This is a genomic window from Streptomyces sp. NWU339 (genome assembly GCF_003143855.1).
In the GTDB taxonomy this organism is placed as follows: Bacteria; Actinomycetota; Actinomycetes; order Streptomycetales; family Streptomycetaceae; genus Streptomyces.
In genome coordinates, this window is record NZ_QFRK01000012.1 from 16,769 (window position 1) to 29,950 (window position 13,182).

12 protein-coding genes are annotated in these 13,182 nt (G+C 71.0%); 1 reads left to right on the forward strand and 11 read right to left on the reverse strand.

Annotated elements, in window-relative coordinates:
* Positions 1-36 precede the first annotated feature (36 nt).
* From pstA to mshD, 7 genes are all read right to left on the reverse strand, one after another.
* Positions 37-1,101 (reverse strand): phosphate ABC transporter permease PstA, encoded by a 1,065-nt coding sequence (pstA, locus tag DIZ27_RS16620; RefSeq protein WP_109379204.1) that lies wholly within the window; start codon positions 1,099-1,101, stop codon positions 37-39.
* Entirely contained in the window at positions 1,098-2,102 is a 1,005-nt protein-coding gene (gene pstC / locus DIZ27_RS16625; protein WP_109379205.1) for a phosphate ABC transporter permease subunit PstC, read from the reverse strand. The genes pstA and pstC overlap by 4 nt, the downstream gene beginning before the upstream one ends.
* Before the next feature lie 106 nt (positions 2,103-2,208).
* Positions 2,209-3,336 carry a phosphate ABC transporter substrate-binding protein PstS gene (gene pstS, locus DIZ27_RS16630; RefSeq protein WP_181383556.1) on the reverse strand — a complete coding sequence of 376 codons (1,128 nt, stop codon included), beginning with the start codon at positions 3,334-3,336 and terminating at the stop codon, positions 2,209-2,211.
* Between the two features lie 365 nt (positions 3,337-3,701).
* The gene (locus tag DIZ27_RS16635) at positions 3,702-4,172 is read right to left on the reverse strand and encodes an NUDIX hydrolase (RefSeq protein ID WP_109379207.1); all 471 of its coding nucleotides are present in this window, start codon (positions 4,170-4,172) and stop codon (positions 3,702-3,704) included.
* An 11-nt stretch (positions 4,173-4,183) separates the two neighbouring features.
* Positions 4,184-5,398, reverse strand: a complete 1,215-nt coding sequence (locus tag DIZ27_RS16640) for a CHAD domain-containing protein (protein WP_109379364.1) — start codon at positions 5,396-5,398, stop codon at positions 4,184-4,186.
* A complete protein-coding gene (locus DIZ27_RS16645; RefSeq protein WP_181383557.1) occupies positions 5,379-7,616 on the reverse strand; it encodes an RNA degradosome polyphosphate kinase in 2,238 nt (745 codons plus the stop codon). The genes DIZ27_RS16640 and DIZ27_RS16645 overlap by 20 nt, the downstream gene beginning before the upstream one ends.
* Positions 7,617-8,318: 702 nt before the next feature.
* Entirely contained in the window at positions 8,319-9,269 is a 951-nt protein-coding gene (gene mshD, locus DIZ27_RS16650; protein ID WP_109379208.1) for a mycothiol synthase, read from the reverse strand.
* A gap of 280 nt (positions 9,270-9,549) precedes the next feature.
* Between mshD and DIZ27_RS16655 the strand changes: the two genes are divergently transcribed.
* Positions 9,550-11,406: a bifunctional UDP-sugar hydrolase/5'-nucleotidase gene (locus DIZ27_RS16655; RefSeq protein WP_109379209.1), complete on the forward strand. Its 1,857-nt coding sequence runs from the start codon at positions 9,550-9,552 to the stop codon at positions 11,404-11,406.
* Positions 11,407-11,493: 87 nt separating this feature from the next.
* Here DIZ27_RS16655 and DIZ27_RS16660 read toward each other — a convergent pair whose 3' ends face one another.
* From DIZ27_RS16660 to DIZ27_RS16675, 4 genes are all read right to left on the reverse strand, one after another.
* On the reverse strand, positions 11,494-12,159 hold the full coding sequence (locus tag DIZ27_RS16660; protein WP_109379210.1) for a Uma2 family endonuclease: 666 nt from the start codon (positions 12,157-12,159) through the stop codon (positions 11,494-11,496).
* Positions 12,160-12,325: 166 nt separating this feature from the next.
* Positions 12,326-12,526 (reverse strand): DUF1737 domain-containing protein, encoded by a 201-nt coding sequence (locus tag DIZ27_RS16665; protein ID WP_109379211.1) that lies wholly within the window; start codon positions 12,524-12,526, stop codon positions 12,326-12,328.
* Positions 12,527-12,556: 30 nt separating this feature from the next.
* Positions 12,557-12,796 (reverse strand): hypothetical protein, encoded by a 240-nt coding sequence (locus tag DIZ27_RS16670; protein WP_109379212.1) that lies wholly within the window; start codon positions 12,794-12,796, stop codon positions 12,557-12,559.
* The gene (locus tag DIZ27_RS16675; protein WP_109379213.1) at positions 12,793-13,119 is read right to left on the reverse strand and encodes a DUF6247 family protein; all 327 of its coding nucleotides are present in this window, start codon (positions 13,117-13,119) and stop codon (positions 12,793-12,795) included. The genes DIZ27_RS16670 and DIZ27_RS16675 overlap by 4 nt, the downstream gene beginning before the upstream one ends.
* Positions 13,120-13,182: the final 63 nt, after the last annotated feature.

Here is a 13,182-nt window from a genome sequence, read left to right on the forward strand (position 1 = left end):
ACTGCTTCTTTCGGGTCCGTGTCGCTGATGGCCGCGTCAGCGACCGGTCTTCGGGGCCTTCCAGCGGGCGATGCCGCGGGCCACGAGGTTGAGGATCATGATGAACGCGATGAGCGTCAGGGCCGCCGCCCAGGCACGGTCGTAGGCCGCGCCGGAGCCGCCGCTGTTGGCGTACTGCAGGTAGATGTACATCGGCAGTGACGCCTGCGGGTCGGAGAACGGGTTGGCGTTGATCACGCTCGTACCCCAGACCAGCAGCAGCACGGGGGCGGTCTCACCGGTGATGCGGGCGATGGCCAGCATGACGCCGGTGGTGATGCCGCCGATGGACGTGGGCAGGACGACCTTCAGGATGGTGCGCCACTTGGGGATGCCGAGCGCCAGGGACGCCTCGCGCAGCTCGTTCGGGACGAGCTTGAGCATCTCCTCCGTGGAGCGGACGACCACCGGGATCATCAGGATGCTCAGGGCCAGTGAGCCGGCGAAGCCGGAGTAGCCCATGTCCAGGATCACGATCCACAGGGTGAGGATGAACAGACCGGCGACGATCGACGGGATGCCCGTCATGACGTCGACGAAGTAGGTGACGGCCTTGGCGAGCCTGCCGCGTCCGTACTCGACCAGGTAGATCGCGGTGAGTACACCGATCGGCACGGAGATCGCGGTGGCGATGCCGACCTGCTCCAGGGTGCCCAGGATGGCGTGGTAGATACCGCCGCCGGGCTCGCTGTCGGCGACGACGCCCATGGAGTGGCTGAGGAAGTAGCCGTCGAGGACCTTCACGCCGCGCTTGACCGTCTCCCAGATGAGGGAGGCCAGCGGGATGACGGCCATCAGGAAGGCGACCCAGACCAGGCTGGTCGCGGTGCGGTCCTTCGCCTGGCGCTTGCCCTCGACCGCCGCGGAGACGGCGTAGCAGCCGAGGACGAAGAGGACCGCGGCGATCAGCGCCCACTGGATGCTGCTGTGCAGGCCGGCCAGGCTGCTGATGCCCAGGCCCAGCGCGGTGGAGGCCGCGGCGACCGCCCAGGAGAACCACTTGGGGAGCGTGGCACCGCGCAGGGAGCTCGCGGACTTCGGGGTGATGGTTGCGTGGCTCATGCGTTGGCCCCCGAGTACTCCTTGCGGCGGGCGATGATCAGGCGGGCGCCGCCGTTGACCAGCAGGGTGATGACGAAGAGGACCAGACCGGACGCGATCAGCGCGTCCCGGCCCATCACGGTGGCCTCGTTGAACTTGCTGGCGATGTTCTGGGCGAACGTGCCGCCGCCCGGGTCGAGCAGGCTGGCGTTGATGTCGAAGGACGGCGAGAGCACCATGGCCACGGCCATCGTCTCGCCGAGCGCGCGGCCGAGGCCCAGCATCGAGGCGGAGATCACGCCGGAGCGGCCGAAGGGGATCACCGACATGCGGATGACCTCCCAGCGGGTGGCGCCCAGGGCGAGGGCGGCCTCCTGGTGCATCTGCGGCGCCTGCCGGAAGACCTCACGGCTGACGCTGGTGATGATCGGCAGGATCATCAGGGCGAGCAGGATGCCGACGGTGAACAGCGAGCGCGCGGCGCCGCCGTTCCACTCGAGGATGCCGGTCCAGCCGAGGTAGTCGTTCAGCCAGCCGTAGAGGCCGGCCATGTTCGGCACCAGGACGAGGGCGCCCCACAGGCCGTAGACGATGGACGGCACGGCGGCGAGCAGGTCGATCACGTACGCGATGGTGCCGCCCAGCTTGCGCGGGGCGTAGTGCGTGATGAACAGCGCGATGCCCACCGAGATCGGGACCGCGATGATCATGGCGATGATCGACGACACGACGGTGCCGTATACCAGGACCGCGATGCCGAACTCCGGCGGGTTGCCGCTGGGGTTCCACGCGAAGGACGTGAAGAAGTTGGCCTCGTTCTCGCTGAGCGCGAGAACGGTGCGGTAGGTCAGGAAGGCCGCGATCGCGGCCATGATCGCCAACACGAGAATGCCGGACCCTCGGGAGAGCCCGAGGAAGATCCGGTCACCGGGGCGGGTGGCGCCGCGGGCGGCGCGCTTGTGCCCCGCCGAGGGCGGCGGGGGGACGGAGGGTGGAGCGGTCTGCTGTGTCGATATGTCCATCAGGGTTCTCCGGTCTGCGGGGCCTCTGGTCGGTCGAGGCCCCATGGCGGCGGTGCACCGGACGGTGCGGTCCGGCCCCTGGTCGGGAGCCGGACCGCACTCGGGGTCAGCTCAGGCTCGAGATGGTGTCGCGAACCTTGGTGATGATCTCCTCGGGCATCGGGGCGTAGCCGGCGTCCGCCAGCAGGCCCTGACCGTCCTCGGAGGCCATGTAGTTCAGGAAGGACTTCGTGGCGGGCAGGGTGTCCGCCTTGTTGCCCTTGTCACAGGCGATCTCGTAGGTCACCAGGACGAGCGGGTAGGCACCCTCGGCCTCGGGGGTGTAGTCCAGCTCCAGCGCGAGGTCCTTGCCGGTGCCGACGACCTTGGCGGCGCCGATGGCGGCCGTGGCGTTCTCGATGGTGGCCTTGACCGGCTCGGCGGCCTCGGTCTTCACGTCGACGGTGTTGATGTCCTTGGCGTAGGAGAGCTCGAAGTACGAGATCGCACCCTCGGTCTGCTTCACCTGCTGCGCCACACCGGAGGAGCCCTGGGCGGACTGGCCGCCCTTGGCCTCCCACGACTTGCCCGGCTCGTAGGGCCAGGCCTTCGGCGCGGCGGCCTTCAGGTACTTGGTGAAGTTGTCCGTGGTGCCGGACTCGTCGGAGCGGTGGAACGCCTGGATCTTCAGGTCGGGGAGCTTCGCGTCGGGGTTGAGCTTCGCGATCTTCTTGTCGTTCCAGTTGGTGATCTTGCTGTCGAAGATCTCCGAGATGGTCGCGGCGTCCAGGACGAGCTCGTCGACACCCGGGACGTTGTAACCGATCGCGATCGGGCCGCCGACCATCGGCAGGTCGATGGCCTGGCCGTCGGTGCAGATCTTCTTGGAGTCCTCGATCTCCTCCGGCTTGAGCGCCGAGTCGGAGCCGGCGAACGAGGTCTGGCCCTGGAGGAAGGCGGTGATGCCGGCGCCGGAACCGTCAGGACGGTAGTTGATCTGCACGTCCTTGCACGCGGCCGTGTAGTTCTTGACCCAGGCGTCGATCGCGTTCTTCTGCGCGGAGGAGCCGGAGGCCTGGAGCTGGCCCTTGGCGTCGTCGCACTGGATGTTGCCGGTCTGCGCGCTGGCGGAGGAGTCGCTGCTGGCGCTGTTGCCGCTGGTGTCGTCCGACCCGCACGCCGTGAGGGCCAGGGCGCCGGAGACGGCGAGAGCGCCGAGAGCGAGGGCCCGCCGGTTCTTGCGCTGAAGCTTCACTTGAGTTCCTTCCAGGTGCCGCCGTCCTGAATTCGGCGGCGTGCGAAGTCTGAAGTCAGAAGTCTGGGCGACGCTGGTGCCCGATCGGCGGGCGGTTCGCATCGCGTAAGGCCGAAATTAGGCAGAAGAGGTGACGGCGCCGATGGGCGTAAATGAACGAGAGGTGAACCCCTGGGGACGGTGCGGTGAGGTCACGGAACGCTTACGCCAAGGACACGAGTGGATACCGGGCCGGAACGGGGCAGTCCCGTACGACGGGGGGCCACGGCCGGGTCGTCGTCCGGGCGTTGCCGGAAGGCTGCCTGCGCGTTGTCCGGAGGTGGTGCGGGTGGTGACAGAGGGGCTGCCGCAGGGGCGGGCGGACGCTACCGGGCCGGGCGGAAGGTGGCGAGCAGGGCGTCCACCAGATCCGCGTCCCTCGGCTCGGTGAGCCGGCGGCGGGCCATGTGCGGGGGGAGCCAGAGGATGCGGTCCACCTCGTCGTTGGGGGTGAACGTGCCGGAGACGGCCTCGGCGGCCCAGTACCGGACCCGCTTCGGCCGGCCGTTCGCCACGTAGTGCGCCGACGGGAGTTCCGCGACCGGCACCGCCCAGTGGCCGGTCTCCTCCGCGACCTCGCGCAGCGCTCCGGCGAGCGGGTCCTCGCCGCGCTTCAGCTTGCCCTTGGGCCAGGACCAGTCGTCGTACTTGGGACGGTGCACGAGACACAGTTCGAGCGTCCCCTCAACGGGGGAGCGGCGCCACAGGACACAGCCGGCCGCCTGGACGGTGAGTGTGACGGCGGCCGGGCCCGGGGACGGGTCCGCGGGCCGGCGGGGGCTGTCGGACGGGCTCACCGGGCGCCTCCCTACAACGAGCCGACGACGTCCGTCTGCCAGCAGTGCTGGAACGCGTACCGCGCCGCCTCCACGTCGTGCCGCTGGTCCGCGTGGAGCACGCCGAGCGCGTACGCCGTGGCCGGGGCGATCCGCGGGGTACGGGCGGCGTGCGCCGCGGCCGCCGACGCCTCGGAGGCGTCCCGGTGCCGGTCCAGGGCTTCGCCCGCGGCGACGAGGCCGACGCTCGGGGGCGGTGCCGGGGCGGTGCCGTCGGTGCCTCCGGCGCGGTCCGTGGGGCCTTCGGTGCTGCCGGTGGGGGCCGGGACGGCGGCGCACAGGACCTCGCGGGCGTACCGGTGCAGGCGCAGCAGCAGGCGGACCTGGTGCCAGGGGACGTCCTGCGGATGCGGTGCCGGGTCCGGCGACAGCCCGTGCAGCAGAGCCTCCGCGTTGTACGGGCTGCCCGCGGTGACCAGGGGCAGCGCGGCGACGGCGTCGACGAGCCGTTCCCGCGCGGCCTCGGCCAGCGGGCGCAGGTCGGCGGAGCCGGCGGCCGGGGTCAGCGGAACCTCACTGGCCAGCACGGCGACCTTGTCGGCGACCGCGTGGAAACGGGAGGAGCCGAGGGCCTGCAGCGCCGTGGAGTGCGCCCGGGTCCGGGCCAGGGTGAGCTGCCGGTCCAGCAGGGCACCGGCCTTCGCGGCACCCACGGTGAGCTTGCCGCGTTCGGACACCGCGGTGGCGGTCGCCGTCCCGGTGGGGCCGGAGGCGGTCGCCGTACGCGCGCTCGCCCCGGTGGCGGCGGCGGTCGGGGGGGACGGCCGGGCCGTCCCGGTTCCGCTCCCGGCGTCCGCCTGGGCCGGGAACACCGTGCCCGACAGCCGGTGCAGGGCCAGGAGCAGCCGCTCCAGGCGTGCCGAGCAGGCGTGCTCCAGGGCCAGCGTGCCGGAGACCCAGGCCAGTTCCGGGCGCATCGCCTCGGACCAGTCGGGGTCCAGGACCGCCTGGAAGGTGTGCAGGCTGCCGCTGATCCGGCGGGCCGAGCGGCGCAGCGCGAGCGTCGCCTCGACGGAACCCTCCGAGGACGCCGCGCCCGCCCCCGCCTCCCGGTGGAGGCGCAGCGCGCGCAGGAACTCGGTGGCCTGGGCCCGCAGATAACCGGCGAGGGCCCCCGCGGGCACCGGGCCGGTCACCGGGCCGAGCACGGGGTCGGGACCCGTCGGTTCAAGGTGTTGCTGTGCCACGCCGGCGCCTCCGGGCGTCAATGAGCATCTCCTGGACGTGCCGCAGGGGCCGGCCGTCCGCGTCCACCGCGTGTCGGGTCCACGTTCCGTCCGAGCCGAGGTGCCAGGACGAGGTGGCGTCGGACATGCCGGTCTCCAGCAGCCGGTTCAGCGCCGCCCGGTGGGCGGGGTCGGTGACCCTGACCAGGGCCTCGATACGGCGGTCCAGATTGCGGTGCATCATGTCCGCGCTGCCGAACCACACCTCGGGCTCGCCGCCGTTGCCGAAGCAGAAGACACGGGAGTGTTCGAGGAAGCGGCCGAGGACGGAACGGACCCGGATGTTCTCCGACAGGCCCTCGACGCCCGGCCGGATCGCGCAGATCCCGCGCACCCACACGTCCACCGGCGCCCCCGCCTGCGACGCCCGGTAGAGGGCGTCGATGATCGCCTCGTCCACCATCGAGTTGACCTTGATGCGGACGTAGGCGGGGCGGCCGGCCCGGTGGTGCTGGGCCTCCTTGTCGATCCGTGAGATCAGACCGTCGCGCAGGGACTTGGGCGCGACGAGCAACCGCCGGTACGTCTCGCGGCGGGAGTAGCCGGAGAGGCGGTTGAACAGGTCGGAGAGGTCCGCGCCGACCTGCGGGTCGGCGGTGAGCAGGCCGATGTCCTCGTAGAGCCGGGCCGTCTTGGGGTGGTAGTTGCCGGTGCCGACGTGGCAGTAACGCCGCAGCGCTTCGCCCTCCTGGCGGACCACGAGGGACAGCTTGCAGTGGGTCTTCAGACCGACCAGGCCGTAGACGACGTGGCAGCCGGCCTCCTCCAGCTTGCGCGCCCAGTTGATGTTGGCGTGCTCGTCGAAGCGGGCCTTGATCTCGACCAGGACGAGGACCTGCTTGCCGGCCTCGGCGGCCTCGATCAGCGCGTCGACGATCGGGGAGTCGCCGGAGGTCCGGTACAGGGTCTGCTTGATGGCGAGGACGTCCGGGTCGGCGGCGGCCTGCTCCAGGAAGGCCTGCACGGACGTGGAGAACGAGTCGTACGGGTGGTGCAGGAGCACGTCCCGGCTGCGGAGCGCGGCGAAGATGTCGGGCGCCGACGCCGACTCGACCTCGGCGAGGTCGCGGTGGGTGCCGGCGACGAACGCGCGGTACTTCAGCTCGGGCCGGTCGAGGCGGTGGATCCGGAAGAGACCGGTGAGGTCGAGCGGTCCCGGCAGCGGGTACACCTCGGCCTCGCCGATCTTCAGCTCGCGCACCAGCAGGTCCAGGACGTCGCGGTCGATGGACTCCTCGACCTCGAGGCGCACCGGCGGCCCGAAGCGGCGCCGCATGAGCTCCTTCTCCAGGGCCTGGAGCAGGTTCTCCGCGTCGTCCTCCTCGACCTCCAGGTCCTCGTTGCGGGTGAGCCGGAAGGCGTGGTGCTGCAGCACCTCCATGCCCGGGAACAGCTCCTCCAGGTGGGCGGCGATGACGTCCTCGACGGGGACGTAGCGGCCCGGGGAGCTCTCCAGGAAGCGGGACAGCAGCGGCGGCACCTTGACCCGGGCGAAGTGCTTGTGGCCGGTGACCGGGTTGCGCACGACCACGGCCAGGTTCAGCGACAAGCCCGATATGTACGGGAAGGGGTGCGCCGGGTCGACCGCGAGGGGGGTCAGCACGGGGAAGATCTGGTGCCGGAAGAGGGTGAACAGGCGGGCCTGCTCCTTCTCCGTCAGCTCGCTCCAGCGGACCAGGTGGATGCCCGCGTCCGTCAGCGCGGGGAGGACGTCCTCGTGGAAGCAGGCGGCGTGCCGCGCCATCAGCTCGCGCGAGCGGCCCCAGATCATCTCCAGCACCTCGCGCGGCTGGAGGCCGGAGGCGGAGCGGACGGCGACGCCGGTGGCGATACGGCGCTTCAGGCCGGCCACCCGGACCATGAAGTACTCGTCCAGGTTGCTGGCGAAGATCGCGAGGAAGTTGGCCCGCTCGAGCAGCGGGGTGGCGGGGTCCTCGGCGAGTTCGAGAACCCGCTCGTTGAACGCGAGCCAGCTGCGCTCACGGTCGAGGAATCGACCCTGGGGCAGCGGTTCGCCGCCCGTCTGCGACTCCTCGTAGGCGTCGAGATCCGCGTCGATGTCGGGTGCCAGGTCGGAGACCGTACCGGCCACGGTGGGCGGCCGGTGTGCGGCGATGGAGCCCACGGAGGGCTGCGCTTGCTGTACCTGTGCCTTTGCGTTGACGTTCGGCTGGCTCATGGATCCATTGTTCCGCGCCGGCAGCCTCACGGGCGCGTCGGAAAACGCGGGTGGGATGGATGGTGCCCCTGGGACGTCCCAGTCGCCCCTCCGGGGCGGCGGTGGCTCTGAGGCGGCGGGATTCATTCGCTGAGCGTCGCAAGACTGTCTGAATCAGCGGTTACGGAGACATGACGTGTGGGATATCGGGAGGCGGCTCGCGGGGAGCGCGTCCGGGGTGCGAACCGCACATTCCCGGCGGTATGTCCCCACGTCGATCATGTGCCCCGCACCGGGGTGACGGTGTCGCCCGCCCCGGGTCGGCCCCCCGGCCCTCCGCCGACCGTATGCGTCCGCTCCGAGCGGGCTCGCGCCGGGGGCTGGATCCGGACCCTCGGCGAAGACGGCGGGCCGGAGCCGGGGGGCGTCGTCCGGCACGCCCTGCGCCTGGTCCTCGTCGCGCCGGCCGCTGTCGCTGCGGTGGACGCGGCCGCACCGCTGCCCGTCCCGCTCTGCGGCGTCCTCGCAAGGCGGCGGCGACCCCGGCCCTGGCCGGCGCCGCGTCCGCCGCAGCGACAGCGGCCGACCATGACCGCTGGAGGATCCTGCTGTGCGCGGCCGTGGAGGCCTGGACGGTGTGCGGGGCGGAGCCGGTACGCAGGTCGCGAGTCCGGCCTTTCCGGCCTCTCCGGTCCCTCCCGTCTGTCAGATCTGTCAGATCTGTCAGGTCTCCGTCCGGTACATCAGGTCCGTCTCGTGGGTGAGGAAGCCCAGCCGTTCGTAGACGGCCACGGCCGCCTTGTTGTCGGCGTCGACGTACAGCATCGCGGTGGGCAGCCCCTGCTCCGCCAGGTACCGCAGGCCGATCGTCGTCAGGGACTTGCCGAGGCCGCCGCCCTGGGCCTGCGGGCTCACGCCGAGGACGTACACCTCACCGAGCCCCTCCGCCCGGTGCGCCTTGGTCCAGTGGAAGCCGACGAGCCGGCCGTCCCGCTCGGCGAGGAAGAAGCCCTCGGGGTCGAACCAGGGCTCGGCCTTGCGGTCGTCCAGGTCGCGCTGGGTGAGGGCGCCCTGCTCGGGGTGGTGGGCGAAGGCGGCGGCGTTCAGCGCGAGCCAGGCGGCGTCGTCCTGTCCGGGGACGAAGGCCCGCACCGTCACGCCCTCCGGCAGCACCGGGTCGGGCAGCTCCAATCCAGCCAACGGCCTCCGCATCTGCCGCAGTTCGCGGAAGAGGGTGAGCCCGAGGACCTGGGCGAGATGGCGGGCCGCGGAGTGACCGCCGTGCGCCCACATCCGCAGCCGCTTGCCGGAGGCGGCGAGCAGCGCGGACCCGAGCGCCCGCCCGTGTCCCTGCCCCCGGTGAGAGGGGTGCACGACCAGCTCGGCGGCCGGCGGCTCGACCGGGTCGGTGTCCTCCAGTTGGGCGTACCCGACGAGTTCGTCGTCCTTGCCCTCGCTTCCCTCGCGGACGAGGGAGAGCAACAGATGGGTCACGCCCGCCCGTTCCCCGCCGCGCAGCTGCAACCGCCCCTGCTCGGACACCGCCTGCTGGCCATCGGTCCGGGCGGCCTCGTCGAGCAGGGCGAGAACCGCCTCGACCTGCTTCGGGGAGAGCGCGGTGTACGTCTGGAGCGAGCGGGTGCGGCCCGGCCGTGCGAAGTCGTCGCTGGTCATGCGTACGAGGGTAAGCGGCGGGCGCCGAAAACGGACGGCGGCGGCATCGGACGCGGCCCCGACCGCACGGTACGACCGGACCCGGGCCCGGCACGACCGGTGCCGGGACGCGAAAGATAACCAGGATGTAACCACGAACCCCCTGTCGCGCTACGCGCGTTGACCCTAGGCTGCGCCGGGTGGTCGGCGCGCGCGCCTCACGCGGGCCCGGCCCGGTCCCGCGTAGACAGGCCCCGGCCGACTCCGACCCACGCAGACCCGCAGACCCGCAGGGGGGCGCATGCCAGCCACACCCACGTCCACATCTTTGACGTACCGTCCGCGCCGCAGACGCCGTACGAACCGTCTCCTGGTGACCGCCGCCGGTGTGCTCACCGTCGGCGCGCTGGCCGCGGCCACCCTGCCCGCGGAGGCGGCGAGCGCGGGTGAGAGCAAGGGCGGCACGGCGCACGGGCACGGCCACCACACGGGCCACCCGGGCCGCTACCAGGACGTGCAGCTGCTGTCCTTCAACGACCTGCACGGCAACCTGGAGCCCCCGACGGGATCCTCGGGCCGGGTCACCGAACTGCACCCGGACGGTACGACGACGACCGTCGACGCGGGCGGCGTGGAGTACCTCGCCACCCACCTGCGCGAGGCCCGCAAGGGCAACCGCTACTCCGTCACCGCGGCCGGTGGCGACATGGTGGGCGCGTCCCCCCTCATCTCCGGCCTCTTCCACGACGAGCCCACGATCGAGGCGCTGAACAAGCTCGACCTGGACGTCACCTCCGTCGGCAACCACGAGTTCGACGAGGGCGCCAAGGAGTTGGGCCGCCTGCAGAACGGCGGCTGCCACCCCGTCGAGGGCTGCTACACGGACAAGAAGTTCAAGGGCGCCGACTTCCCGTACCTGGCGGCCAACGTCCTGAACGAGAAGACGGGCAAGCCCGTCCTGAAGCCGTACTGGGTGTGGAAGCACAAGGGCGTCAAGGTCGGTTTCATCGGCGTGACGCTGGAGGCCACCCCCGACATCGTCTCGGCGGAGGGCGTGAAGGGCCTGTCCTTCAAGGACGAGGTCGAGACGATCAACAAGTACGCCAAGGAGCTCCAGCGCCAGGGCGTGAAGTCGATCGTGGCCCTGGTGCACGAGGGCGGCTTCCCCGCCTCGTCCTCCTACAACTACGACTGCGACTCCCCGGGCGCCGGCGACGGCATCTCCGGCCCGATCGCCGACATCGCCAAGAACGTCTCGCCCCAGGTGGACGCACTGGTCACCGGTCACACCCACGCGGCGTACGTGTGCACGATCCCGGACCCGGCGGGCAAGCCCCGCATGGTCACCTCGGCCGCGTCCTTCGGCCGCCTCTACACGGACACGACGCTGACGTACGACCGTGCGACAGGTGACATCGCCCGTACGGCCGTGAAGTCGGCGAACCACGTGGTGACGCGGGACGTCCCGAAGGCGCCGGACATGACCCGGCTGATCGACAAGTGGAACACCCTCGCCGCCCCCATCGGCAACCGGCCGATCGGCTACATCTCCGGTGACATCGTCAAGGACGGCACCATCGAGTCCCCGCTCGGCGACCTGATCGCCGACGCCCAACTGGCGTACGGCCGGACGCTGGCCCCGGAGACCGACCTGGCCCTGATGAACCCCGGCGGCATCCGCGCTCCCCTCACCTACGCGGCGAGCGCCGCCGAGGGCGACGGCGTGGTCACCTACGCCGAGGGCTTCACCGTCCAGCCGTTCGCCAACACGGTCAACCTCCAGGACTTCACCGGCGCGCAGCTGATCCAGGCCCTCAAGGAGCAGGTGAGCGGCGCGAACGAGGCGGCGCCGAAGATCCTCCAGATCTCCGCCGGCCTGACCTACACCCTGGACCTGACCAGGACCGGCGCGGACCGGGTGGTCACGGACTCCATCAGGCTGAACGGCTCCGCGATCGACCCGGCCGCCACCTACCGCGTCGCCACGAACAGCTTCCTCGCGGGCGGCGGCGACGGCTTCCCGACCCTCGGCGAGGGCACGGCCGACCTGGTCGGCGACGACGACCTGACGGCCCTGGAGCAGTACCTGACGGCCAACTCCTCCCCCACGACCCCGCTCGCTCCGCCTGCGGCGGACCGCATCACGGTCGTGCAGTAGTCGGCGGACGGCCCTCGGGAGGGGCCCGGCACATCCGGCAGGCCGTACGAGGCCCATGGGTGCCGGGCCCCTCCTCCCCGTTCCGGGTCAGGTCCGCTTGGGGCCGGTGATCGCCTCTCCGATCACGAAGCCCGTGGCGGGGCCCTTCGGGATGTCGACATCGGTTCCGTAGGGGACCCGCACGACGCCCAGCCAGTCGGCCTTGTCGGGCCGTGGTTCGGTGAGGACGGTGACGGTGCCCTGGGCGTCGTAGTCGTCGATGATCACGTACACGGGAATGCCGGCGCGGGCGTACTCACGGCGCTTCCCGACCCGGTCGCGGTCCTCGTGGCGCTTTCCCGGAGAGACCACCTCGACCACCAGACGAACCGCCGCCGCATCGACACCGAGCCCGTCCTCGTCCGCATACGGCTCCAGGTCCTCCGGTGCGACGAAGACATCGGGGATCCATCCCTTGTGCCGGAAGATGACATTGGCGTCCTGGTACGCCGAGTACTCGCCGTCTCCCAGGAAACGCACCAGCGCGTTGCGCAGCCGGTTGGCGATCCGGGCATGGGACAGGCGACCGGTGGGCGACACCTCGATGGCTCCCTCGATGATCTCGGCGCGGTAGCCCTCCGGGAGTTCCACAGCCTTCCATGCCTGCCACACGACCTCGTCCAGGTCGGGTCCGTTCTCGGTTTCGTTCTCCAGCCCGGCCGCGGTCCTGATCTCCGACATGGTCTCGGGCCTCTCGTGCGCAAGAGTGGTCATGGTGGCGTCACCTCCTCAAGTGTGGGCTGGGCGTGCTCAGGGCACAAGCAACGCGATCACGGTAGGCGCGGCGGTACGGCTGACCAGGAAAACGGCTCCGGCTCACTCGATCGGATGAGGAAGACGCCCGGCCGGGCCGACCGTGCGCACGCCCGGCGCGTGCCCGTCACGTCGAGGCGGTGTCTCCCGCTCCGGGCCACACGACCGCCTGCGCGACGATCACCCGGTCGCCGTTGAACGTGACCGACGGCCCTTCGTGGAGTCGGTAACCCATCGCCAGGGCCTCGCTCACACGACGGCAGAACGCCACGTCGTCAGGACCGGTCAGCACGCGGTAGACAGGCAGGCCGTTCGGGGGTGTCTTCATGATCCCAGCGTGTCACACGCGTCCTCGGTGTCAGAGGGCCACGAGGTCGATGACGTTGATGACGACGTGGCGGTTGGACACGACGTAGGTGACGAAGCCGCCCTGGAAGCCCGCGGACCAGCTGTTGTCACGGTTGCTGAGCGCCGGCGGACCGAACGGGTTGAGGGTGAGCAGCTTCTCGAGGTTCTCGAGCGACGTCCGTTGGGATTCCGGTAACGCGGCCTTTCGCGCCGCCGCGCGGTCCACGTACCGGATGGAGTATGCGCTCACCGGCGTCCGCCCGCCTCGACGGGTCGGCCGGCCGCGTCATAGCCGTGGCCCTGCGCGTCGCGGAACACGAGGCCGTCGGTGTCGTCCTCCGTCATGCGCTTGACGGTCTGTTCGACGTCGTCGAGGTAGCCCGGTGTGGCGCAGGCGCAGGCGAAGGGGAACCACTTGTCGACCACGGCGTCGAGCGCCGACTGGTCGAAGTCGGCGGCGGCGCTCAGCCACTCCTGCTCGAAGGCCTGCAACCAGTCCCGGCGCCGTTGCAGGGCCGCTCGGATCGCTTCGGGTGTCCTTTCGCAGGAGTTCGGATCCACCTCGTGGGCCATGGTCGGCTCCTCATCTCCGGCCGGGGTGTGACGTGGGGGCCGGAGGTCCACGGTAGAACGCGG